Origin of the sequence: Streptomyces sp. NPDC017520 (assembly GCF_044329855.1) — a bacterium.
Taxonomy (GTDB): domain Bacteria; phylum Actinomycetota; class Actinomycetes; order Streptomycetales; family Streptomycetaceae; genus Streptomyces.
Genome location: NZ_JBIRKB010000028.1, coordinates 38,638 through 62,322, shown reverse-complemented (window position 1 = coordinate 62,322; position 23,685 = coordinate 38,638). Strand labels below are relative to the sequence as shown.

At 67.3% G+C, this 23,685-nt stretch carries 15 protein-coding genes and 2 pseudogenes; 6 read left to right on the top strand and 11 right to left on the bottom strand.

Annotation, left to right across the window (positions count from 1 at the left end; all coding sequences use genetic code 11):
- Nucleotides 1-385 precede the first annotated feature (385 nt).
- The 3 genes from ACH4KB_RS36710 to ACH4KB_RS36700 all read left to right on the top strand — a co-directional run bounded on the left by ACH4KB_RS36710 (nt 386) and on the right by ACH4KB_RS36700 (nt 3,291).
- A complete protein-coding gene (locus ACH4KB_RS36710; protein WP_398071248.1) occupies nt 386-1,618 on the top strand; it encodes a hypothetical protein in 1,233 nt (410 codons plus the stop codon).
- Nucleotides 1,615-2,535, top strand: coding sequence for a hypothetical protein (locus tag ACH4KB_RS36705; protein ID WP_398071246.1), 921 nt, complete (start codon nt 1,615-1,617; stop codon nt 2,533-2,535). The genes ACH4KB_RS36710 and ACH4KB_RS36705 overlap by 4 nt, the downstream gene beginning before the upstream one ends.
- A 96-nt stretch (nt 2,536-2,631) precedes the next feature.
- Nucleotides 2,632-3,291, top strand: a complete 660-nt coding sequence (locus ACH4KB_RS36700; RefSeq protein ID WP_398071245.1) for a hypothetical protein — start codon at nt 2,632-2,634, stop codon at nt 3,289-3,291.
- Between the two features lie 3 nt (nt 3,292-3,294).
- Here the strand turns inward: ACH4KB_RS36700 and ACH4KB_RS36695 are convergent, their stop codons facing one another.
- Entirely contained in the window at nt 3,295-3,663 is a 369-nt protein-coding gene (locus ACH4KB_RS36695) for a DUF6228 family protein (RefSeq protein WP_398071243.1), read from the bottom strand.
- Nucleotides 3,664-4,174: 511 nt separating this feature from the next.
- Here ACH4KB_RS36695 and ACH4KB_RS36690 point away from each other — a divergent pair.
- The 3 genes and pseudogenes from ACH4KB_RS36690 to ACH4KB_RS36680 all read left to right on the top strand — a co-directional run.
- Nucleotides 4,175-14,485, top strand: coding sequence for a LamG-like jellyroll fold domain-containing protein (locus tag ACH4KB_RS36690; RefSeq protein ID WP_398071241.1), 10,311 nt, complete (start codon nt 4,175-4,177; stop codon nt 14,483-14,485).
- Nucleotides 14,463-14,990, top strand: a complete 528-nt coding sequence (locus tag ACH4KB_RS36685) for an SMI1/KNR4 family protein (RefSeq protein ID WP_398071240.1) — start codon at nt 14,463-14,465, stop codon at nt 14,988-14,990. The genes ACH4KB_RS36690 and ACH4KB_RS36685 overlap by 23 nt, the downstream gene beginning before the upstream one ends.
- Before the next feature lie 170 nt (nt 14,991-15,160).
- A pseudogene (locus ACH4KB_RS36680) lies at nt 15,161-15,648 on the top strand (IS5 family transposase); the annotation flags it as partial.
- A 389-nt stretch (nt 15,649-16,037) separates the two neighbouring features.
- On the opposite strand, the pseudogene ACH4KB_RS36675 reads toward ACH4KB_RS36680, so the two are convergent.
- The 10 genes and pseudogenes from ACH4KB_RS36675 to ACH4KB_RS36630 form a co-directional block, all read right to left on the bottom strand.
- A pseudogene (locus ACH4KB_RS36675) lies at nt 16,038-16,256 on the bottom strand (hypothetical protein); the annotation flags it as partial.
- A gap of 522 nt (nt 16,257-16,778) precedes the next feature.
- Nucleotides 16,779-17,678, bottom strand: coding sequence for a cytochrome c biogenesis CcdA family protein (locus tag ACH4KB_RS36670; RefSeq protein ID WP_398071238.1), 900 nt, complete (start codon nt 17,676-17,678; stop codon nt 16,779-16,781).
- The gene (locus ACH4KB_RS36665; protein WP_398071236.1) at nt 17,675-18,478 is read right to left on the bottom strand and encodes a DsbA family protein; all 804 of its coding nucleotides are present in this window, start codon (nt 18,476-18,478) and stop codon (nt 17,675-17,677) included. Before ACH4KB_RS36665 ends, ACH4KB_RS36670 begins: the two co-directional genes overlap by 4 nt.
- A gap of 57 nt (nt 18,479-18,535) precedes the next feature.
- Nucleotides 18,536-19,051: a hypothetical protein gene (locus ACH4KB_RS36660; protein WP_398071234.1), complete on the bottom strand. Its 516-nt coding sequence runs from the start codon at nt 19,049-19,051 to the stop codon at nt 18,536-18,538.
- Nucleotides 19,052-19,107: 56 nt separating this feature from the next.
- Nucleotides 19,108-19,524 carry a hypothetical protein gene (locus ACH4KB_RS36655; RefSeq protein ID WP_398071232.1) on the bottom strand — a complete coding sequence of 139 codons (417 nt, stop codon included), beginning with the start codon at nt 19,522-19,524 and terminating at the stop codon, nt 19,108-19,110.
- Nucleotides 19,525-19,588: 64 nt separating this feature from the next.
- The gene (locus ACH4KB_RS36650; RefSeq protein ID WP_398071230.1) at nt 19,589-19,993 is read right to left on the bottom strand and encodes an SHOCT domain-containing protein; all 405 of its coding nucleotides are present in this window, start codon (nt 19,991-19,993) and stop codon (nt 19,589-19,591) included.
- A gap of 102 nt (nt 19,994-20,095) precedes the next feature.
- Nucleotides 20,096-20,596, bottom strand: a complete 501-nt coding sequence (locus ACH4KB_RS36645) for an NUDIX hydrolase (protein WP_398071228.1) — start codon at nt 20,594-20,596, stop codon at nt 20,096-20,098.
- Between the two features lie 81 nt (nt 20,597-20,677).
- On the bottom strand, nt 20,678-21,577 hold the full coding sequence (locus tag ACH4KB_RS36640) for a hypothetical protein (RefSeq protein WP_398071227.1): 900 nt from the start codon (nt 21,575-21,577) through the stop codon (nt 20,678-20,680).
- The gene (locus ACH4KB_RS36635; RefSeq protein WP_398071225.1) at nt 21,574-22,587 is read right to left on the bottom strand and encodes an SPFH domain-containing protein; all 1,014 of its coding nucleotides are present in this window, start codon (nt 22,585-22,587) and stop codon (nt 21,574-21,576) included. Before ACH4KB_RS36635 ends, ACH4KB_RS36640 begins: the two co-directional genes overlap by 4 nt.
- A gap of 56 nt (nt 22,588-22,643) precedes the next feature.
- A complete protein-coding gene (locus ACH4KB_RS36630) occupies nt 22,644-23,438 on the bottom strand; it encodes an SDR family oxidoreductase (protein ID WP_398071223.1) in 795 nt (264 codons plus the stop codon).
- Between the last annotated feature and the right edge of the window lie 247 nt (nt 23,439-23,685).

The following is a 23,685-nucleotide window of genomic DNA, read 5'->3' as shown; positions in this document are numbered from 1 at the left end:
AGCTACCTGGCCGGACTCCAACTCCGGGCCTCCATGATCTGGATCAAAGACCTCACGCGAACCACCCAGTGATCACGACCCGATACACGCCCTAGTTGGCGCCCTGCCCGCCGCAGTCATGGTCTCCTGCGGTCTCGCTCTCCTGTGCCTGATTCCGCTCGCCGTCGAGCTGAGGAAGTTGGACCGGCAGGAGCCTGGGCTCGACCGGATCGGCCGGACCAGGCGCAGCAGGCGGAAGGCGCGGAAGTCCAAGCGTCGGGGGCTGGGGCCGGTGCCGGGCCCTCGGGCTCTGTTGAGGTGGCTGTTCCCTCGTAGGTACTCGGAGAGCGCACACGCCCTCAGACGCGTCGGCTGGGCTGCACTGTCCCTGACGCTGGTCGGCCTGATGTTCGCGCTCACCCATCCGGGCCAGGCGACTACCGCCCTCCACATAGGCGCGGGTATCACGTTCGTATGCCTCGGCGTCGGAGCCGTAAGGCAGTTGCTACTCCACCGCATCATGAGGGCACCGACTCTGCGGCCTCGGTACCTGTCCAGCCGAGAGCAGGCGGCGGACACGGAGCAGCGCCATCCCTGTGCGGTTTACCGCCGCGCTCGTCACAGCGAGGACGATGACGAGGACGACTTCGCTGTCTTCACGCTGTTCGGCGACGAGTCGCCCTTCATCGGAGCGGGTGAGCTGGTCTACCAGTGGAACCCGCCCATGAGCATCCAACTGCTCCGACCCTCTGACGACGACGGCGCACCGCTGCACGAACGGGAGCACCCCGTCCCTCCGTTCCGGGCGCATGAACTGGTCGACTATCTGCGCGAGGCGGTCCAGCTGCTCGACACCGACAGCCAGGACGTCCGGCTTCCAGCACGAGTCACCGACCGCGTGTACGTCGCCGAGACCGATGTGGCGATTGACCGTTCGCTTCTGACCCGCGAGTTCGACGCAACCCGGCTGCGGGAGATCATTAACACGCCCGGATCGAAGGAGTACCACTTCCTTGAGGTGACCACTCCCGCCGAAGGGGCCGAGTTCGTCGCGACGGTCCTGCTGCACATCAGTGTTCAAGGGCGCACGCTGAGCATCTCCACCGCCGCGTGCGTCCTCGCCCACACGCCGAGATCTTTCCAACGCACCGCAGAATTCGGGCACCATGGTGTCCTGGCAGTCGCCTGGGCGGCTCTGCGCGAGCTGGCCGAACTACCTTCGGAGATCCGAAACTCCTGGCGACTCGTGCGATATCTCTATTCCCTGGCAAAAGCAGTCATATTTCCCCGCGATCTCACCTCCACGCCAATCCGTAACGTTCTGATCGGCAGCCGCGTGAGCATACGAGAGAAGTCGGCGCAGGAATGGTCCAAGATCCAACTGGAGAAGACCGACATTCTTGGTCGGATGAAGACGATCGAGCGACGGCTGCTCCGGGCTACCGGTGACTTCCTGGCCACTCACGACGTGGACGCGTCCGAGTTCAATGACCGCGCGACCAAAATTATCAACAGTGGCATCTTCAACTTCGGCGACAACAACAATTTCAGCAACAACGCCGTGGGCGACGCCGCACAGGTCGGCGCGTCCGCACATGAATCGTCAGGCCCTAACTCCATCGGTGGAGGAAACAAGTGAACACCAATCGCGGAATCGTCAGCCATGGCGACCACAACAATTTCAACAACAACGCCATCGGGGAGCACGCTCACGTCTCCCCGGCCACTCCCACCCACCACTCCATGCGTACCGCCGAGTTCGGCTCGGACGTCGAACCGGACTCCACCGGATGGGACATCGGTGTGGTCACAATCTTGAGTGAGGAACTGCGCTCCTTAGTAGACGAGTTGAAACTCGAACGGCGCAAGGTGGGCGGCGGGTTGTATTTCTACCAGGGCGAACACACCACTCCGGGGGCGACCGTGCGTATCGTGGCCACCCAGAGTCAGAGCCAGGGGCAGCGCTCGGCGATGGCTGCCTTGGAAAACCTGCGTCGTCACTACAGCCCGCGCCTGTGGGCACTCGTGGGCGTGGGCGGTGGGATCCACGATCAGCACGCGCGTGTCGGCAACGTCATCGTCTCCACCGAGATCGTGTACTACGAGAACCGCAAGATCAACCCGCTGGGGGACGTCCGCCGGCGCGGCGAACACCGCCAGGCCCCCGCACCGGTCGTCCACGCAGTGAACGCCTTCTTCACCGATCACGGAACCCCGGCACGGATCCACGGCCAACTCGCCACGCACGCCTCGGAGGAATTCGAAGTCTACCCAGGCTTGATCGGGTCCGGTGAAGCCGTCATCGCGGATCGGGAAAGCGATATCCGTGACTGGCTCAAGGATTATCACGAGAAGGTCCTAGCGGTCGACATGGAAGCCGGCGGACTGAGCCAGTACTGGCAGGAGAACTCAGTCCATGGCGAACCCAACCCAGGCTGGATCGTGATCCGGGGCGTGTCTGACAATGCCGACCAGGACAAGGGGCACGGCTTTCATGAGCTGGCGGCACGGAACGCCGCGCACATCCTACGAGAACTGCTGACCTACCTCTGCTGACTCTCCGCCGAACGCCGAACGCCGAACGCCGAACGCCGAACGCCGAACGTCGAATCCGCCCGCCCGAGATCAGCCATACACAGGGAGATGGCTCGCATGACGGTCTTTCTGTTCGGAATACTCAGCTCGCTTGCAGCCAGCGTGATCGTCCTCGTCCTCGGGCTCGTACGCGGGTCCCGCCCTTTGTGGTGGCTGGTCGCGGTCTGCTCGCGCCTCACCGGCACCGGGCTCGCCCGTGTGTACCGTCACCAGTCGTCCGCCGAAGGCGATATCGCCCGCGATCTCGGCCGAGCCAGTTGGGTCAAGGTCTTGGCGGGACGAGGAAACGTACTCACCCGCGAGGTCTTCTCGCCCTTGTGGTCGGGGGAGCTATCCCCAGGGTCCGTCCAGGTACTGCTGCCCGACACGCTCGCGCCGGGCGACTCCTGGCTCGACCGACGCTCACAGGATCTGCGCCTCTTCGATCCCGGCTTCACGCCCGACCTGCTCAAGAACCAGGTTCGGGCGAACACGGACTACATTGCCCGGGTGTCCCGCGAGCAACCCCATGTCCAACTGCGCAGCTTTAACCTCCCCAACACCTGCCGCGTGATCGCCACGGACCGGGCGGCCTACCTCACCTTCTACAGCAGCTCCAGCCACGGCAGGAACTCCCCTTGCCTCTACGCCCGGGCCCCCGGACTTCTGTACTCGATAGCCCTCCAGCAGTTCGACGTGGCGTGGAGGAACAGTTCCTCAGCCCGCCCCACTCCCTGACCTCTACCGACTTGATGGCCAAAACGATTCGTCAAGGGGAGCGCGGCACGAGTTACCAAGGGGAAGTTGCGCGGCATCGGGGCTCGCCCAGCTACTTCGCAACGCTCGCAATGAACGTGTGGATTTTGGGGTGAGGTTGCGCATGTCCTTCCCTGCCGCGTGGACCGTGTTGGTCTCGAACCGCCATTCCTCGGAGGGCGCCCTGTCGCTGATGCCCCAGGCCCGTTGGACGTTGCCCCCAGGGTGGTGTTCCGCTGAGATGGTCAGGTCGTAGCAGAGGGAGTGCCACGTGCGCACTCCTTCCCGGCCCCGGAAGTCTTCGGCAAGTGATGCGAGGAAGGTGTCGAGTCCGTCGCCATCCCAGGTCTCCACCGAGGTCTCGACGTTCCCCAGGGCCCGTGGGCCCTGACTGGAAGGTCGAGCGTTGGTTCGTCTTCATACCGTCGGGCCGGGTCCGGAGCTACCTGGCGGCCGCACTATTCACCACAGACTGCGACGAAAGCCATTCGCAAGCGTACTACATCCTCCGTCACAAGATCATCACAGATCCCAGAGACCTCTTGCGGCTCCCTCTCCAGTCCTCGTAAAACTCTGCACATCTTCATCACACTTGTGGGAGTTTTCTGTGCGTGCTGTGCGTTCGCTGGCGTTTGCTGCTGCCCTCACGATGACATCGCTCATCGGTACGGAGCAGGCGGCGAGGGCCTTCGACCTTGCAGGTGCCGCACAGGCAGGGCCCGGAGACAGGCCGGACCAGGGATGGGGATCCGCCGCGGGCTTGAGTCATCGCGCACCCAGCAGTGCTACTGACGCAACCGCCACCGGAGGCCGCGACGGGGCGGTGGCCCTGCCCGGAGAGCTGCCCGCCGAAAGTGCCTCGTCCGTGGAGCAGCTGAATCCACAGACAGAGCTCCCGGCGCCAGGGCGTGCCGAAGAGATCGAAAGCCCCCGCCCCGCCACCCCTCCTGGATTCGATGCGGAACGCAGCGTCGAGGTGGAGAGCGCCCGCAAGGAGCGGGAGTCCACCTTCCACAATGAGGACGGGACCTACACCACCCGCTTCTACAACGAGCCGGTCAACTTCCGTACCGAGAGCGGAGCATGGCAGAAGGCCGACTCCTCCCTCGTGCCTGTCGAAGAAGCCGGGCCGCGGACCATGAGCGGGAGTGAGGAGGGCCCGGGATGGCGGACCAGGTCCGCCGAGGCGCCGCTGACGTTCGCCCCGGACGCGGCGGCCGGCCCCGTGGTGCGGATGGAGCTGGACGACCAGTTGTCGGTGGGCTATGGCGTCGAGGATGCCCAGCCGTCCGGCGGGCAGGTGTCCGGCAGCGTCATCACGTATCCCGAGGTGCACGAAGCCGCCGACCTGGAGTTTGTCGCCGGAAGCGGGTCGCTCAAGGAGACGATGATCCTGCGGAGCAAGGACGCGCCGTCGCGTTGGCGTTTCCCGCTTCACGTCCAGGGGCTCACCGCGAGCATCGCGGACCACGGCGGGGTGTCGTTCACCGACGCCCAGGGCGTCGAACAGGCGTGGATGCCCGCGGGATGGATGGAGGACTCCCGGCGCGAGGACAACTCCGGTCAGGGAGAGATCTCTTCCGGGGTGCGGTTCAGCCTCGTGGAGGAGGCCGGCGGACAGGTCCTGGTGGTCGATCTGGACGAGGAGTGGCTCCACGCGCCCGACCGTGTGTTCCCGGTCCGGGTGGACCCCTCGCTGAAGTCCGTCGCGGCGACCTCCGGTACGTACGTGCAGTCCCCGTACAACCAGAACTTCTCCAGTGACACGGTCCTCAAGACCGGCACCTACGACGGTGGCGGGCACAAGGCGGCCGCGTTCCTGCGATTCTCCGGCCTGGAGTCCACGCTCAAGAACGCCTGGGTGGTCAACGCCGGGCTGGCCCTCTACAACACGTACTCCTACTCCTGCACCGCCCGCCCTGTGACGGTCCACCCCATCACCTCGAACTGGGCTGAGTCGACCACGACGAAGTATCCCGGGCCTTCGACGGGTTCGGCGCTCGCCTCGAAGAGCTTCGCGCACGGCTGGCGGCCCGCGGGCCAGACCGCCTACCCCTGCGGCGGCGCCAAGTGGGAGAACATCAAGCTCGGTTCGGCCGGACGCAAGCTGGTGGACGACTGGACGCACGGCCGGAAGAAGAACTACGGACTGGCCGTGAAGGCGTCGACCTCCGACTCCAAGGGCTGGAAACAGTTCGGATCGGACGACTACCCCAACGGCAAGCCGAGCCTGGACGTCACCTGGACGCCCTACGGGGCGACCTACGGACTCGGGGACTTCACCGCGCCCGTCACCGCCACCACCCAGGGCTCGATGAAGATCACGCTCACCAACCGGGGACAGGCGACCTGGCCCAAGGGCGGCAACTACAAACTGCGTTACAACCTGTACAACGCCGCGGGCACCGAGATCACCGACAGCGCGAAGATCGCGTACACGGAGATGCCGAGCGCGGTCGCACCCGGGGCGAGCGTCACGGTGAATGCCAAGATCGCTCCGCTGACTCCCGCCACGTACACCATCGAGTGGACCATGACCGACCTCGGCGTCAGCCGCTTCACCTCGGCCGGTGTGCCAGGAGCCGCCGTCCAGCTCTCGGCTGTGAACATACCGCCCGTTCTCACTGCTGAGTCTCCTCCGAGCGGCACACAGGTGGACTCCCTTACCCCAGCGCTCTGGGCCCATGGGAAAGACGTGGACCGGTACCCGAGAGCCGCACTGGGCTACACGTTCGAAATCTGCGAGGTCGAGGGCGACAACACGCGTAAGAACTGCCGTAAGGGCCCTCGGAGCGACAGACAGCAGTGGACCGTTCCAGAGGGCTGGCTTGCGTGGGGGAAGAACTACGCGTGGTACGCCTATGTCTACGACGGCAGCGCAACATCCCCTGAACCACGCCCTGCGCTTCTTAGCACCGCGGTTCCCCAGCCGGCAGTCACGAGCCATCTCGGCGGAGCCGATGGCACGGGAGAAATCGGATCACGGTCCGGGAACTACGTGACAGCCTCAACGGACGCCGCCATCCCCACCGTGGGACCGGAACTGTCAGTGACCCGGACCTACAACTCCCTCGACCCCCGCAGAACCAACGCCTTCGGAGCAGGCTGGGCAACACGCTGGGACGCACGATTGGTCCAGGAACCCTTGAGCAACACTGTTCTCGTCACCATGGCGGACGGCTCGCAGGTGCGTTTCGGCCGTAACCCGAACGACGGGAGCCTTACGGGCCCGACCGGTACCACCATGGACCTCAGGGCCGATGCTTCGGGTTGGACGCTCCGGCAACGGTCCGGCACGGCCTATCGGTTCGACATCTCCGGGTTGCTCTCCTCGATCACCGATGGAGCAGGCCGCACACAGACTCTGGCCTATGCGGGTACAGGCACGCAGAATCTGACTACGGTCACCGATAAGCTCTCCGGCCGGACACTGAACTTCACTTGGAGCAATGGGCACGTCAGCTCGGTGTCCACCCATGCAATGGGCCCCGGGACACCTGGCTTGAACTGGACGTACAGCTATTCCGGCGACCGCCTGACGAAGGTATGCCCACCCGCCACCTCCACTGCGTGCACGGTCTACGACTACGAAGAAGGCTCGCTGTACCGCAGCATGGTTCTGGACGCCGGCCCTGTCTCGTACTGGCCCCTCGGTGAGCAAGAAGGTTCAACGGCACACAGCCATTCGCCTTCTCGGTCCGGTCTGCATGACGCGCTTTACCGGGATGTCACGCTGGGAGCCGGACCCGCGTTGTTCGGAACCACGGACACGGCCGGCTCCTTCGACGGCACGGATTCCGTGGTCGAGCTGCCTGACGGTGCACTGGAATCGAGCGACGTTCTCTCTGTCGAACTCTGGTTCAAAACCACCAAGCCCGGCGTACTTGGCACCCTTCAGGATGCTGAGATCGGGGAGAAGCCCACCCGGTACAGTCCGTTTCTCAGTGTGGATAACGCGGGGAAGTTGCGAGGCCAGTTCTACACGGTCGAACATGCCGGCACCCGGCCAATCACGTCGCCCGCGATCGTCACCGACAACGCATGGCACCATGCCGTTCTCACCAGTGAGGGAACCAAGCAGACTCTCTACCTGGATGGCTCCAGAATCGGGACTCTGACCGGTACGGTCAGCATGCGCGAGGACCAGCGAGCTTTTCTCGGGGCGGGCTGGGGCAACGAAGGATGGATGGGCACAGCAGCTGCCACCCATCACTTCAACGGCAGCCTGGACGAGGCCGCCATCTACAGCCGTCCCCTGGATGCCGCCACAGTCAAGGATCACTACGCAGCTCGCGCGAGCAACGGCCGCATCACCAAGGTGACGCTGCCATCCGGGAGAACCCACGCCGAGGCGAGCTACGACAACGTCAGCGGCCGTCTCACCGAACACACCGACCAGAACGGTGGCACCTGGAAGGTCTCGGCGCCAACCTACTCCGCTGGATCAGCCGCGTATGCCGACGAGGTCAAAGCGGATGCTCCCGAGGGCTACTGGCGGCTCGGAGAACGTTCAGGGTCGAAGGCGACCAGCGCCGCCGGGGATGCCTCCGAAGCCTCCTACGGAGACCGGGCACGCCTCGGCGATCCCGGTGTCTTCGCCGAGGCCGATGACACCGCCATCTCCCTGGACGGAAGCTCCGATTCTTTCGTCCAGCTCCCCAACGACTTGCCCACCAGCCCCACCACGCCCACCGTGGAGATGTGGTTCAAGACCGCCAAGCAGGGCGTTCTCCTCGGGCTGCAGAATGCCGAACTCGGCGAGGCCCCCACATCCTGGCGGCCGGTGCTGAACATCGATGGGAACGGCAAGCTCCGAGGCGAGTGGTACCTGTCCGGAAACCCCGGCGCCGATCCGATCACCTCCACCCAGTCGGTGACCGACAACCAGTGGCACCACGTCGTACTCACGGGCGTCGGCAACAAGCAGTTCCTCTACCTGGACGGGGCCCTCGTCGGTTCGAAGACGGGAACCATTTCCGACCAGGGACGCCCCTACGCCTACCTGGGCGCCGGATACGCCAGTTCCGGCTGGATGGGCGTGCCCAGCGGCACCTACCACTTCACCGGCCAGATCGACGAAGTGGCGCTGTACGAGCACACCATGTCGATGGATACGGTGAAGAAGCACTTCGCCGCACGCACCGCACTCATCTCGGGCGACAGCGCGCAGTACCGCGGCGAAGTCGTGGGCGACTCCCCCGCCGCCTACTGGCCCCTGGACGAGGACAGCGGAGCGTCCACCGCTGTCAGCCGGGCTGCCGCATCGGATGGGAACGGCACCTACATGAACGCCGCATCCGGCGCGACGGGAATCTTCGGCACAGGAGACGGACATGCCGTGCAGCTCTCGGGCAACGGCGCTGTCTCGATCCCCGGCAGAGTCATAGCCGGTACCACCGACCTCACAGCAGAACTCTGGTTCAGAACATCCAAGTCCGGTGTGCTGCTCGGCTTCCAGAACACCAAGCTCGGTGACACACCCACTTCATGGAGGCCAGCTCTCAACGTCGACGCAGCCGGAAAGCTTCGAGGACAGTGGTACCTGACAGGAAGCCCCGGAGCCAACCCCATCACCTCCTCGCGAACCGTCACCGACGGCAAATGGCACCACGCGGTTCTCACCGGCGCTCGCACCACGCAATCCCTCTACCTGGACGGCGAGCTGATCGGAACGTTGCCGGGCACCATCACCGAACAGGGACGCCCCTACGCCTACCTGGGCGCCGGATACGCCAGTTCCGGTTGGATGGGCGTGCCCAGCGGCACCTACCACTTCACCGGCCAGATCGACGAAGCAGCTCTCTACACACATGCACTGACGGCTGAGCAGGTGGCGGACCACTATGCGACCCGTGAGCGCTCCGCCCTTTCGGCGCTCACCTCCACCGTCAGCGTTACCGACCCCGCGGGAAAGCTCGTGAACACCTCTTATGACGCTCTGAGAGGGATGCGGCCGACCTCAGTGACCGATGCTGATGGTGGAACGACCACGTATCGGTACGACAGCGGTGGCTTTCTGCACACCGTGACCGATCCGAACGGCCATGCCACCATCACAGGGCAGGACGAGCGCGGCAACACGGTCACCACGACGACCTGCAGAGACACCAATTCATGCTGGACCTCGTTCACCGAGTACTACGAGAACAAGGCCGATGAGCTGGACCCCCGCAATGACCGACCGGTGGAGATGAGGGACGCCCGCTCCACCGGACCCCGGGATTCGCGCTATCTGACCGCTCAGACCTACACGTCTCAGGGACTCCCCGACACCACCACCCTGCCGGACGGCCGCACGACGAAGCTCGCCTACACGGTCGGCACCGAGCCGGCTGTGGGCGGCGGAACTGTCCCAGCTGGCCTGGTGGCGTCCGAGACCACGCCGGCCGGTGCGATGACCGCCCACTCCTACTTCGCCAACGGCGATCTGAGCGAGTCCAAGGCCCCATCCGGCCTCGTCGTCAAGTACACCTACGACGGACTGGGCCGAAAGACCAGCGAAACCCAGATCTCCGACACCTTCCCATCAGGGGTGACCACCTCGTTCACCTACGATCAGCAGTCCCGGATCGTGACGGAGAGCGGCCCCGGTGTGAAAAACGAGATCACCGGGCGGACTCACACCACCAAGGTCAGCAGCACCTTCGATGCGGACGGCAATCTTCTGACCGAGAAGGCCGAGGACACGACAGGCGGCGACACCACCCGCAGCACCACCTACCGCTACAACGTCCACGGCCTCAACGACTCGGTGACCGATGCGGAGAACCGGACGACATCCTTCTCCCATGATGCCTTCGGCCGTGTGGTAGCTGAGACGGACCCGGCAGGACGTACCTACCGCCACTCCTACACCTCACGCGGCCAGCATGCGCAGACCGTGCTCCAGGACTGGTCCGGTCACCCCGAGGGCGGAGTCCGCGACCTGGTGGTGGCCTCCTACGCCTACGACCCGGCCGGACAGCTTGCCACCGCTACTGACGCGATGGGATCCACCACCGCCTACACCTACTTCGACGACGGTTTGCCGGCCACCGAGACCGCGAAGGCAGTCTCACAACCCGATGGGACACGTCGTGACATCGTCCAGGTGTCCAACACCTACGACGGAGCGGGCAATCTGACCCGGCAGACCACTGGCGGAGGCAAGACCACCATCGAATGGCAGGTCGACGCCAGCAGCCGGACGACACGCGAGATCCTGGACCCGTCGGGGCTCAACCGCGTCACCACGTACGGGTACGACAAGGACGACCGTGTCAGCGAGCAAGCGTCGACGATCGACTCCAGCGGCAAGAAGCTGACCATCACCACAGAATTCGACGCGAGCGGAAACCCGGAGAGGGACACACTCAGCGACGGGACCTCCACACACGTCACCACACGGTCCTTCGACCAACGCGGTCTGCTTCAGGCAGAAGTCAGTCCCCGAGGTAACGCGGGAGGCGTTGCCAAGTCGGACTACACGACGTCCTACCAGTACGACGCTCTCGGCAGGCTCGTGACGTCCACCAGCCCGCCCGTCCGGGTCGAGGCAAAGAACCTTCTGCCGACTACGTTGAGGCCGCAGACCGTCACCGGTTACAACGTCTTCGGCGAACCCACTGAGACCAGAGACGCACTGGGCGCGATCACACGCACGCAGTTCGACAAGCTCGGCCGGGCCACCTCAATCACCATGCCGTCGTACACCCCGCCCGGCGGCACCGTCATCACCGACGCCACCAGCCGGACCACGTACGACGCAGCAGGTCGGATCGCGACGACGTCCGACCCGCTCGACCGCACAACTCGTTACGGCTACGACCAGTTCGACAACCTCGTCAGCCGGACCGACCCCCCTGCGACGGCGCCCTCCCTCGACCCGCCCGTCACCCTGGGTGAGCCCACAGACCTGGGCCCCAACGGTGGCACGACACGCTACGCATGGACGCCGACCGGCCTCCAACTGTCGGTCACCGACCCGACCGGCGCCAGGACCGAGGCGACATACGACGAACTCGGCCGTGAGCTCACCACCACGGCCATCGAGCGATACCCAGCACTGCAGAATCTCACCAGCCGGTACACGTGGGACGATGCCGACAACCAAACCACCCACACCACAGCCGTCGGCCACACGGCCACCGCCACCTACAACGCCGCCGGCGACCCAGTGACTTTCAGCGACGCCTACGGAACCACTCGTTTCGCCTACGACCGTCTGGGGCGGCCGACCGAAACCACCGACGCCACCGGCCGCATGTCCCGGACGACCTACGACTCCATGGACAACGTGACCGCGATCGTCGACTACGGCAAGGGCGCCACTCCCTTGAGGTCGTGGGCTGCGACATTCGACCTCGACGGCAACAACACGACAACGAGTTCCCCAGAAGGGGCGCACACCGAGCGAACCTTCAACGCACTCGGACATGTCACCGGACAGACCGAGAAAGCCACGGCGACAAAGTCGACAACTCTTTCATTCGGGTACGACGCGACCGGCAACCGCACCCGCCTCACCGATGGCCGAGGCAACATCACTCTCTACACCCACAACTCGTGGGGCCTGCCTGAGTCGACCATCGAGCCGGCCACCGCAGCCCACCCATCGGAGGGCGACCGCACCTGGACCACCGTCTACGACAAGGCCGGCCAAGCCACAACGGAGCGTCTGCCGGGCGGAGTCCGCAGAGACCGTGTCTATGACGGCATGGGCCGACTCGTACAGGAGACCGGAACAGGAGCCGAAGCCGCCACTGTCACCCGTACCCTCGGCTACGACCCAGCGGGCCGACTCGTCTCCGCGGGAACAGCGAGCCTGCTGGAGAAGAACACCTACACCTACAACGATCGCGGCCTCCTCCTGTCGGCCAAGGGTCCCGGCGGCGAAGTGAGCTACGAGTACGACGGCGACGGAAGCATGACCAGCCGCTGGCACCAAGACGTTCAAACTTCCTTCGGCTACGACGCAGTCGGCCGTTTGGACTGGACCAGCGACTCCCTCACCGGACGTCAGACCTGGGTCGACTTCGACGAGGCCGGGCGACCGCGGCTGACACAGTACGCCGAGCCACTCGCCGACGGGTCCTGGAAGGTCGGAGCCCAACGCGCATACGAGTACGACAGCCTGGGACGCCAAACCAGCGATGCGGTGACCGCGACCGACACCGGCGAGAAGGTCACTTCCCTCAGCTATGGCTATGACCTCGATGATCGGCTGACCAGCAAGACCACCACCGGGGTGGCAGGCGCGGGAACGCACTCCTACGCATACGACGACGCAGGACGGCTCTCCTCCTGGACGAACGGCTCCACGACCACGTCATACGAGTGGGACAAAGCCGGCAACCGCACCAAAGCTGGAACCCGGAAGGCGACCTATGACGCGCGCAACCGCCTGCTGACGGACGACGCCTCCACGTACTCCTACACCCCGCGCTCCACCCTGGCCTCCGTCTCCGCAGCCACGGGAGGCACCCGCACCCTCACCTTCGACGCGTTCGAGCGGAAAATCACCGACGGATCGACCAGCTATGCCTACGACTCGCTCGACCGCACCACCACCAGCGGCACCACGTCGTTCACCTACGACGGTGGCTCCCACCAACTGATCAGTGACGGCACATCCCACTACGCCCGAACCCCCGACGGCGCGCTTCTCGCCAGCAGCCAGGGCGGCACACCACAATTCTCCATCACCGACCGGCACACGGACCTGGTAGCCGGCCTCTCCGCGGACGGCACAACCGTCACGAGTTCCACCACCTACGACCCCTTCGGCCAGAAGACAGCGACCAACGGAACAACCCCGGCACTCGGCTATCAGTCCGGCTGGACCGATCCCGGCAACGGGGACGTCAACATGGCGGCCCGCTGGTACCAGCCGGGAAGCGGAGCCTTCATCTCCAGAGACACCTGGCTCCTCGACCCCAGCCCGGCAGCCCAGGCCAACCGCCACGTATACGCCAACTCAGACCCTGTGAACGGCACCGACCCCACCGGCCACAACCGCGCGTGCGCCTGCGGCGGCGGAAGTGTCTTCCTCCGCAGCGGCGGGTCCAGAGGCGGTGGAGGCGGCAGCAAAGCCACACGGCCCAAGTCCAAGTCGAAGTCCAAGACACGAGCCAAAACCTCCTACCGAGACCCCCGCGCGGACCTCTGCAACAGCAGTCGGTGCGGCGCCGGCCGGGCCCGTCCGGCCAGACCCTCCAAACCCACCAGCCGACCCGTAAGGCCGACCGCGCGGGGCCCGATACGCACCAGGCCGGTTGCCAACACGACGCGCCCGGGCAACGGAGGCCGCTGCACATACAACTGTTCTTCCCGCACAGGGACCACGAACAGGCCGCCCCAAGGAACCGTCACCGCCCGCCCGCCCGCCCCGCGCCCTCCTCAGAACCCCAATCGCGGGCCAAACGCCAAACCCGCACCGACTCGACCGGCGCCCAAGCCGGACTGGAATCCGAAGAACTCTGGGTGGCAGCCAGGATCACCTGTGGGACTGGTCGTCGGTGCTGGCCACATGCTTGCCCTGGCAAATAGTCAGCAACCCTACACTCCTGAAGACGCAGCAAGCCTCGATCTGCTGAGCGACATGTTTCCAGGAGAGAACATCGATCCTGACTTGGGTCACGGATTGTCGGGGGCAGACCCGCACGCAAAGCGCACTCGCAATAGGTGCTCGCGAGATTTCCCTTCGAGCGACCCTGCTTTCTACTATGCGCCTATGACGAGGTTCGGTACGGGCGCAGATGATTGCCGGGCTACGGGCGCAGTTGCCCATATCGATCAATACGATCTTCGCCCGTGGCGGTTGGACCCGAAGTGGAAGCCCGCAGGCTTCGACCGGCTGCCCGTGGGAAACAGGGCAGCACTCCACCTGATCGGCAATCAAATGGGCGGCGAAAATGGCACATTGCGCAATTTCGTGGCGGGGTACCAAACTCCCGCCAACTCTCCGCACATGAGGGGACTCGAGGACGATGTCACCAACGCCGTGAAGTCCGGAGAGACCATATCCCTGGGCGTGCTACCCGTATACAAAGGCACCGATCCGGCGATTCCCGCAGAAATTAGAATGTACGCGGTCGGCAACAAGGGCTACAGGCTGGACTGCACGGTCTATAATCGTGCTACTGGTGGATACTCCTGCTCACAAAGGTCATCAGGTGGAAAACTTTCAGTTCCGTGAACTTCTAGGGTTGCCCCTGGTCAACGGCGACACGGCCGCTGACTGGGAAGCCATTGAAAGAACGAGCCACATCACTCTACCCGCCGATTACAAGGAGTTCGTCTCTGCTTACGGGCCGGGGTGCATCAGTGATCAGGTTTACCTCTTTCATCCACGAGCCGCGAGAGGGGATCATGGCCTGCGCCTAGAATCGCTATGGGATCAGGCATCCTATTCGTACGGAGAGCTGACTCAAAGCGATACCCATTCGCGTCGGCACCCCATATACCCAGAAGAGGGTGGGTACTTTGCGGTTGCTAGGTCGATTTCGGGCAACCATATCTTTCTCGTTCCCCCTGACCAGAACAGAATGCAGTGGCAGGTCGCGGTGGAAATGGGGGCGTGGTTCATTTTCGAGATGACCTTTGCTGATTTCCTTTGGGCTGCGCTGTGCGAGGACCTTGACGTTCCTGTTATTCAAGGGGAGCCGTCATTCGAGCAAATAGGGGGTGTCGGTTTCGAGTGACGTCAAGCAGAATTACTGCTCGACTCTTGGAGCGCGCACAGTCAGGCTCGCCTCCTCGCCCTTGAGCCCGGACGAAATGCCCGGGCTCACAGCGGCTAACACAATGACGCGGAACGGCGCTGTTGACTGTGTTCGCGTCAGGAGTAGGGCGTTGTCCGGGCGTGGGGGTTTTGCCGTGGATCGTGTCGGATGACCTGTGGCAGCGGATCGAACCCCTGCTGCCACGCAAGGAACGCCGGTCTTGGCACCCTGGACGGAAGCCGCTGCCGGACCGGCAGGTGCTGTGCGGCATCCTCTTCGTGCTACACGCCGGCATCCAATGGGATTTCCTGCCCGGGCAGTTGGGCTTCGGCTCGGGCATGACCTGCTGGCGGCGACTGCGGGACTGGAACGAGGCCGGCGTCTGGCAGCAGCTGCATGAAGCGCTGCTGGCCGAGCTCAACGAGGCGGCCCGTCTCGACTGGTCGCGTGCGGTGGTCGACTCCAGCTGCGCGCGGGCCATAAAAGGGGGAGCCAGACGGGACCAAGTCCGGTTGATCGTGGCCGAACCGGATCGAAACACCACCTGATCACCGACGGACACGGCACACCGCTCGCCGTGATTCTGACGGGCGGCAACCGCAACGACGTCACCCAGCTCATGCCGCTGACCGCTGCGTGACCGAGCGAGCGCACTCTTGGCTGTTACGTGAGAACGGCAGCGGAGGTCCTCAACCCTATGATCCGGCCCCGGGGCCACCCTGATGACCTCGTAGGTGGTCAGAGGGTTGCGATCTCGAAGGAGCTTGAGGTGCTCGCGCGAGGCGTCGGCCGGGCAATGGGAAGGGGGCGCGTGGGGACCAGTTGGGGACCACACGCTACGCGCGGTGGTGCACGATGCATGCCTACACGCACAAATCGCGCCCGGATTAAGTCCGCTATATCCAGAAAATATCCTTGACTCTTACTCCTGGGGGTCAAGGGGTCGCAGGTTCAAATCCTGTCGTCTCGACTGGAGACAGTCGCAGATCAGGGCCGGTTTCGGAGCAATCCGAAACCGGCCCTTGATCATTTCTGGGGACCGGCCGGGGCTCGGCGCCCGAGCCAGTGGCCACCGCGCCACGGCAAGGTGACCACCTCCCCGAAGGACGGGCAGGGCGGTGGAGGGTCAGCTGTCGACGCGGACGACGGCCGGGGGCGCGTAGCGGCCGGTGAGGTCGGGTTCTCGACGAGGAAGCCCTGCGGGTTGAGGTACATGGTCACCGACCAGAAGGCGGCCACGGGCGGGAAGTCGTCGGGGCCGAGGTGGGGCGGCCGCTCAGGAACCCAGGACGCGGGCCTTCTCGGTGGCGAACTCCTCGTCGGTGAGCAGCCGCTGGGCCTTGAGTTCGGCGAGCTGGGTCAGTTGGGACACCCGGTCCGCGCCCGCAGGTGCCGGGGGAGGGGGTGCGGCTGCCGGCATCGGCGGGGCCTGGGCAGCCCCTGGCGCCGCAGGTCGCGACGGTCCACCCGGTTGGAGACCGCGGTGGCGGTGCCCGAGATGACCGCGCCGCCCACGTGTTCTCCCAGGCCACGACGAGTGCGGAGGACCCGTTACCCAGGGAGTCGGACGCGGTCCGCAGGTCCTCGTCGCTGAGCAGGTCGAACCGGTCGTCCGTGATCTGGCGCAGTGTCTCGGCCACCCCGGGATCGGCGAGTTCCGTTTCCTAACGGATGAGACGTGACATTTTCCAGCATCATGGACAAACGGTGCGAACGCCCGTCGGCCGGGGAGGCGTCACCGCTCCCGGCGGCCCGGGCCCGTCACCATCAGTGGATGGTCGTCGTCTCCGTATCGGGCGGCGCCGCTTTCTCCCTCTCCCGTACTTCCCGCTCCTCCGTCTCCCGCCGCCGTGATGTGCCGCGCAGGAGCACGACCGCGGCTCCGAGGGCGGCCACTCCGGCCAGCACCAACAGCAGCAGGCGGTCGGAGACCGCCCCGCCGATCGCGGACAGGCGTTCCTCCCACACGAACTCGGTCTCGGTGCTCAGCAGTGAGGGCAGCGCCGACGTGCCGTCGAACGCCAGGAAGACCACTCCGAGGACCACGAACAGGGCTCCGCCCACGGTCGTCGTGCTGTGCAGCGACAGCGGACCCAGCCTGAAGGCCCGGCCCCGCAGCCAACGCCTGTGGCCGAGGTCGAACCGGTCCCACAACAGAGCCAGGGCGAAGACGGGCACCGCCATTCCCAGGGCGTATACCGCGAGCAGTACACCACCGTGCACGGGATCGCCGTCCACGGCGGCGACCGTCAGGATGGAGCCGAGGATCGGTCCGGCACAGAAACCCGCCAGCCCGTACACCGCTCCCAGGGCGAACACGGACAGGGACGAGCCCGAGCGCCGCTTCCCCGCCGCCCGGGCCAGCCGCCGGGAGCCGAACCCGAAGCCGGCGATCTGCGCGACACCGAGCACGATCAGCGTCCAGCCTCCCACCGCGATCAGGACGTCGCGGTGGCCGTAGAAGAGCCGGCTGGCGAACGAACCGGCCACCCCGAGGGGGACCAGCGTCGTGCACAGTCCGGCGTAGAACACGCCGGTCCTCACCACCAGCCGTGTACGGCTGGTGAACGAGTACGCGAAGAACGCCGGCAGCAGGAGTGCGCTGCACGGGCTGAGCAGGGCCAGCAGCCCCCCGAGGAACGCCATGGCCAGGCCGACGTCGCTCACCGCGCCGCCGCCTCGATGGCGTCCTTGAAGGTGGCCGTCGGTTGGGCTCCCAGAATGGGCTTGCCGTTCACGAGGAACGCGGGAGTGCTGCTGACGCCCAGGCCGAACCCCTCGTCCTGGTCCTTCTCGACGGCTTCGCGCGCCTGGTCGGAAGCCATGTCCGAGCGGAACTCGGCGAGGTCCGGCACTCCGGCCTCGCGCGCCATGGCGGCCAGTCTGTCAGCGCTGAACTCGCCGGAATTGCGCTCCCGGGGCTCGGCGTAGACCACGTCGTGGAACTCCCAGAACTTCTTCTGACGGCCCGCGGCCCATCCGGCCAGCGCGGCCCGCTGGGACTCCTCGCCGAAGACGGGGAAGTTCCGCCACTCGATGCGCAGGATGCCCTCGTCGACGTAACGGCGCAGCAGCTCCGGCTTGGTCTCGCGGGCGAACCGGCCGCAGAAGGGGCACTGGAAGTCCGAGTACTCGATCATCACCACCGGCGCGTCGGCCCGGCCGACCGCGAGCGCGTCGGAGGCGTCCCGGCGGGCGAGCGCGAGCAGACTCTCGTCGGCCGGAGCGGGGGCGGCGGAGCCGGACTCCACCGGGGTGGCTCCCCGCGCGCCGCGATCGCGCTCGTCGTCGGAGCCGTCGAGCGTGAGCGCGAAGGCGGCGGTGGCCGCTGCGGCCAGGAGGAGAGCTCCGGCCGCGTAGGTCTTTCGGCGGGTACGGCGGGCACGGCGGGACGGTGAGGAAGGCGAGGAGGAGGAGGGGGAGGGCGAAGAGGAAGGGGAGGAAGGCGACGAGGGTGATGCAGTCATGGAGTGCCTCTGATGGTGAGAGGGGCGAGGAAGAAGAAGGAGGGGCGGCCGTGGACGTCAGGCCGAAGCCGTGACCTGGCACCGGCTCTGGGTGGAGAGGCGCCGCAGCGCCGCTTCCGCGAGCAGCGCGACGGACGCGACGGCGAACAGCGGCTGCAGGGGAGCCCAGTAGCTCAGCGCGCCGGACGACCCGAGGAGGACGAGCACGAGCTTGTTGCAGACGGGGCAGCCCACGGCGAAGAACGACAGCACCCCGCCGAGAGCTCCCATACGGCCCTCCCGGACGGTCCCGGGAGGCTGCGTGGACGGCGGGGCGGCCGGGGACGCGGCCGGCGGGCGGACGTACGTGCTCAGCACGAGGCCGGCCAGGACAGCGGTGAGGGCGAGGGCGGGATAGTTCCACCACTGCACGGGGACAGAGCGGCCGAACAGGGGGGTGGGCACCACATCCGTGGGCACGCCGACGGCGACAGCCGTGGCCAGGGCGCCGAGCCCCGCCACCAGCCACTGCCTGGCCTGCCACGCGCGCAGCGCCTCACCCGCCCGGCTCCAGGAGCGCCGGGAAGAGGACATGCGGAAATCTCCGTTTCCGGATGGAAGAGATCAAGAACGCGACCGCGAGGGCCGGCCTACATCCGCAGAACGGAGAAGGTGGTGACGGGATGAGGTGGCGCGGGGCCGCCGCGGCAGAACGAGGCGCCCGAACGGGCCGCCGGCACGGGCCCGTCCGTCCACTGGGGCGAACCGGCCGCCGGGGCGGTCCCCGCGGCGGCGTCGGAGCGCGGCGCGACGTCCTCGGCGACCGTCAGTTTCTTGCCGCACGGAGCGGATCCCTCGTCGGCCGAGGCCTGCACGGCCGTAACCGCTGCCGCCCGCGCTACGGAGATCGAGTCGGACGGGGGCGCGCCCTGCGGCGAGGACCGGCCGACCAGACAGAGCAGGCCGACCACGGCCACCAGGAGCACGAGCAGACCGCGCAGCGCGACGGTGGCCGCCGCGGGGGTCGTCGCTCGCCTCATGTACGCCTGCTCTTCCTCGAAGGTCACCCCACGATAGAACACGCGAGCAGGGTTCCGGCCCTCGCCCTCGGGCGAGGGCCGGAACCCTGCCTCAGGCGAGCAGCTTCGCCTTCGCCCGCTCGTACTCCTCGGCGTCGAGCGCGCCCTTGTCCTTGAGCTCGGCGAGTTTCGCCAGATCCTTCACATGGTCGCTGCCGCCGGGTCCGCCCTGGCTCGTCGCAGCTTCACGCACGTAGTCGCGGAACGCCGCCTCCGAGTCCTTGGCCAGCTTCTCGTCGCGCTCGCGCATGCTGCGACCGCGGGCGATCAGATAGATCAGCACACCCAGGTACGGCAGCAGGATGACGAGGACCAGCCAGCCCGCCTTCGCCCAGCCGTTCAGCGAGTGGTCCCGGAAGAGGTCGGTGACGACCTTGAACAGCAGAAAGAACCACATGACCCAGAGGAACAGGTACAGCATGGTCAGAAAGACGTCCAGGAGCGGGTAATCGTCCATGAGCCTACTCCCTATCGCACAGATGGTCCCTTATTCATACAGTGGGTCCGATTGCACCGCATCTGTGAGTACGGGGAGAGTCCGCGAGCGGAGGGGTGTGCGTCAGGCGCGGTTCTCGTCCGGGGCGATGCGCAGCACATGCGCGGGCGGGTGGTCGGTGCCCCACTCCGGTCGCCAGGCCGCGAGGATCTGGGCCGACGGGTCGAACAGCGGGGTCGGCAGATCCTCGGGCGCGGTCCACCGCCAGGTGCTGATCAGGTGGGGTTCGGTCACCTCGGGGACGCCGGAGGCGAGCCGCACGACGGCCGCCATGCTGATGCGGTTGATCCCGCCAATCACGTCGTGGACCATCGCGACGACGTCCACGGCCGCCTCGTCGACCACCAGACCCGTCTCCTCGCGCAGCTCCCGGGCGGCCGCGGCGGCGATCGACTCGTGCGTCGCGTCGACTTTCCCGCCGGGCAGCTCCCACGTACCGCTGTGGTGCCGGCCCAGCAGTACGCGTCCCCGGCCGTCCTCGACGATCACGCCGACCCCGAGGGCCGCCTGTGCCGTGGGCGGGCGGGTGTTGCGGGCGGGCTCGGTGACAGGGTCGGCTGACATGGTGCTGGTTCTCCGCTCTTCGGCGCCGGGTCGGGAACACCGTAGCGAAGCGGCCCGGGCGGCCGTGGCGGACGGGTGCGCTCAGGTCACCAGGCGCAGCGACCTCTCCGCGATGCCGAGCCGTACGCTCTGCCCCCAGGTCAGCTCCAGGGCGTCGGACTCCATCCCGTCCCCGAAGACCACGACCCGGTCCGACTCGACGGTCAGCCGCAGCCCCTGCCCGCGCCCCAGCTCGCCCGCCACCCTGGACGTCCCGGTCGCCGGGGAGGGCCAGGCCTCGCGCACGAACCACAGGAGGCGTGCGTCGCACGGCGCGGGCAGCGGCAGGGTGCCGCCGCGCTCCAGCCACAGCGAGCGGAGCCACCCGGTGGCTCCCGTGCCGGTGCCGACCAGCACCCCGGAGGAGGCCTGCGCCTCCCCGGGGGTGCTCTCGCCGTCGGGGCCCAGGCGGTAGCGGGCGGTCTGGTGGCCGGGCGGTCCGAGGTAGATCTCGTTCAGGGCGAGGAGGCGCTGCGTGTCGTCGGCGACGGCCTCGACCATGGTCAGCTCCTCGGCGCTCCCTCCGGCGGCGATCGCGGCGCGCAGCAGGCCGGCCGCGTCGGCGTGGCGGTGGCGGACCAGGACGCCGGGGTTGCGCCCCGGGGCGGTGTCGATGCCCACGACCGGCTGCCCGGACAGGTACTTGGCGGTGTTGGCGACCAGCCCGTCCTGGCCGACGACGACCACCACGTCCTCCGGGGCGAACAGGAAGCGGTCCAGGTCGGCCCGCTCCACCCGGGAGCTGCGCCAGGTGAGCGGCACCGCCGCCGCCACCTCCCGCAGCGCCCGCCGGTTGTCCTCGTGGCGGCGGGCCACCTCGTCGATCGAGCGACCCCGGCTGGACAGGAAGAACGCGGCCTGCCCGTGCGTCCCGTGCCGGGCGAGGAGTTCCTCGTACTCCGTCCGCCGGTGGACGAGCACCGCCCGCGGCGCCAGGCTCACGCGTCCGCCCCGCCTTCCGGACGCCCGAGCTTGGCGAGCAGCCCGGTGAGCACGTCGGGGGAGAGGGTGATGCTCTCGACGCGCGGCAGGTTCTCCGCGAGCCGGGTCGCCGCCAGGGCGTGCAGCGTGGCCGGATCGGCCTCGCCGTGCACCCGCAGCCAGGCGGCCTGGGCCTCGGCCCGCGCCGCGCCCGTCTCGCGCGCCGCCTCGGCCTCCGCGCGGGCCAGGCGCACCTTGCGGGCCGCCTCCGCCTCGGTCCGTACGCCGTCGGCCGCGGCCTTCTCCTCGGCCTCGCGGCGGGCGTTGGTGCCGCGCTGGTCGACCAGCTGCTCCTCGCGCCGGGCCAGTTCGATCTGGCTGGCCAGCTCGTTCTCGGCGATGGCGCGTTCGCGCTCGACGGCCACGGCCCGCCGTTCGTAGGTGGCCCGGTCCGCCTCCTGCTGGATCTGCTCGCGGGCCGGGGTGCGCAGGGCACGTTCGACCTCGGCCTCGGGGCGGATCGCGACGACGCGCACGGCCACCACGTCGATGCCGGTGGCCGGGAGGCGGGGCTCGGCGGTGAGCCCGGTGGCGACCCGTTCGCGTACGGACGCGACCCCGTCCACCAGGGCCGCCGCGAGCGGCGTGCGGGCCAGTACGTCCAGCGTGTGCTGCTGCGCGGTCTCGGTGAGGAGGGTCGCGATCTGTTCCAGCGGTGCGCCGCGCCAGCTCCCGGTGTCCGGGTCCACGGAGAAGTCGAGCCGGTTCGCCGCCTCGGCCGGGTCGCTGATCCGGTAGGTGACGGTGGCCTGCACGGTGACGTCCTGGAAGTCGGCCGTACGGGCGTGGAACGCCATGGCCAGCTCCCGGTCGTCGACCGGCACTTCGGAGAGCGCCGCCGACAGCGACCGGTACCAGAAGCTGAGCCCTTGGCCGTCGTGGGCGAGCCGGCCGCGGTGGTGGTGGCGGATGTGGGCGGTGGGCGCGGAGCGCAGGTGGCGCCAGCCGAAGCGCCGGGTGATGTCGGCCATGATGAGGCCCCCTTCGATTTCGTCAGTGCGACGATAAGGGGTGAGGGTGAATAGAGTCAAGGTGACGAAAAGGGGGGTGCGGTCCGGCGGGCGGCATGCCTGGCCGGGATCTCGCCGCCACCGTGCACGGCGAGATCGGCGCCGTTGACGTACGAGGAGAGGTCGCAGGCCAGCCAGAGGCAGGCTCGCGCCACGTCGTCCGGTTCCGCCAGTCGTCCCATCGGGACGATGTCGGCCACCGCGGCCCCGTCCTCGTCGCCGTACAGCGCGGTGGCGTTCTCGGTGCGGATGAGACCCGCGGTGATGTGGTTGACCCGGACCCGTGGCGCCCATTCGAGGGCCAGGGCCCGGGTCAGCCCGAGCAGGCCCGCCTTGGCGGCGGAGTAGGCGGCGGTGCCCGGCTGCGGGGCGTGGGCGGAGACGCTGCCGATGTTGATCACGCACCCGCCGTCCGGCTGCTCGCGCATCACCAGATTCGCCGCCTGGGCCGTGTAGAAGGGGGCGAGGAGGTTGAGCGCGACCACTCTCTCGACGAAGCGCGGCGATACGGTCGCCGCGTCGGCGTCCGGGGAGCCGCCGGCGTTGTTCACCAGCACGTCCAGCCGGCCGAACCGCTCGACGGTCGCGGTGACGAGATCCGCGGCCGCCGAGGGGTCCCGCAGATCCGTGGCCCGGAACGAGGCCTCACGCCCGCCCGTCGACGGCAGGGTGGCCGGCGTGCCGCGACCGCAGATCATGACGTCCGCGCCGCTCGCGAGGAAGGCCCTCGCCAGCGCGGCCCCCAGGCCCCTGGTGCCGCCGGTGATCAGCACCGCACGCCCGGTGAGGTCCATCGCTTGAAGCTGCTCCATGGTCCGCCCTTCGCCCCTGGCCCCGGAGCTCGTCCCCGCCCGCCTCTCCGGAATCTGCCAAGCGAATCTACCAAGCGCTTGTTAGACAAGCCAGGAGGTGGGCCTGCCGGGAGTCCGTGGCGGGCCGTGAAGAGGTGCGGACACACGGGCGGCCGGTGGCCTCCGTAGAGGTCACCGGCCGGCCGGGCGGTGGGGGGCCCCCCCCCCCCCCCCCCCGCGGCGGGGGGGCCCCCCCCCCCCCCCCCCG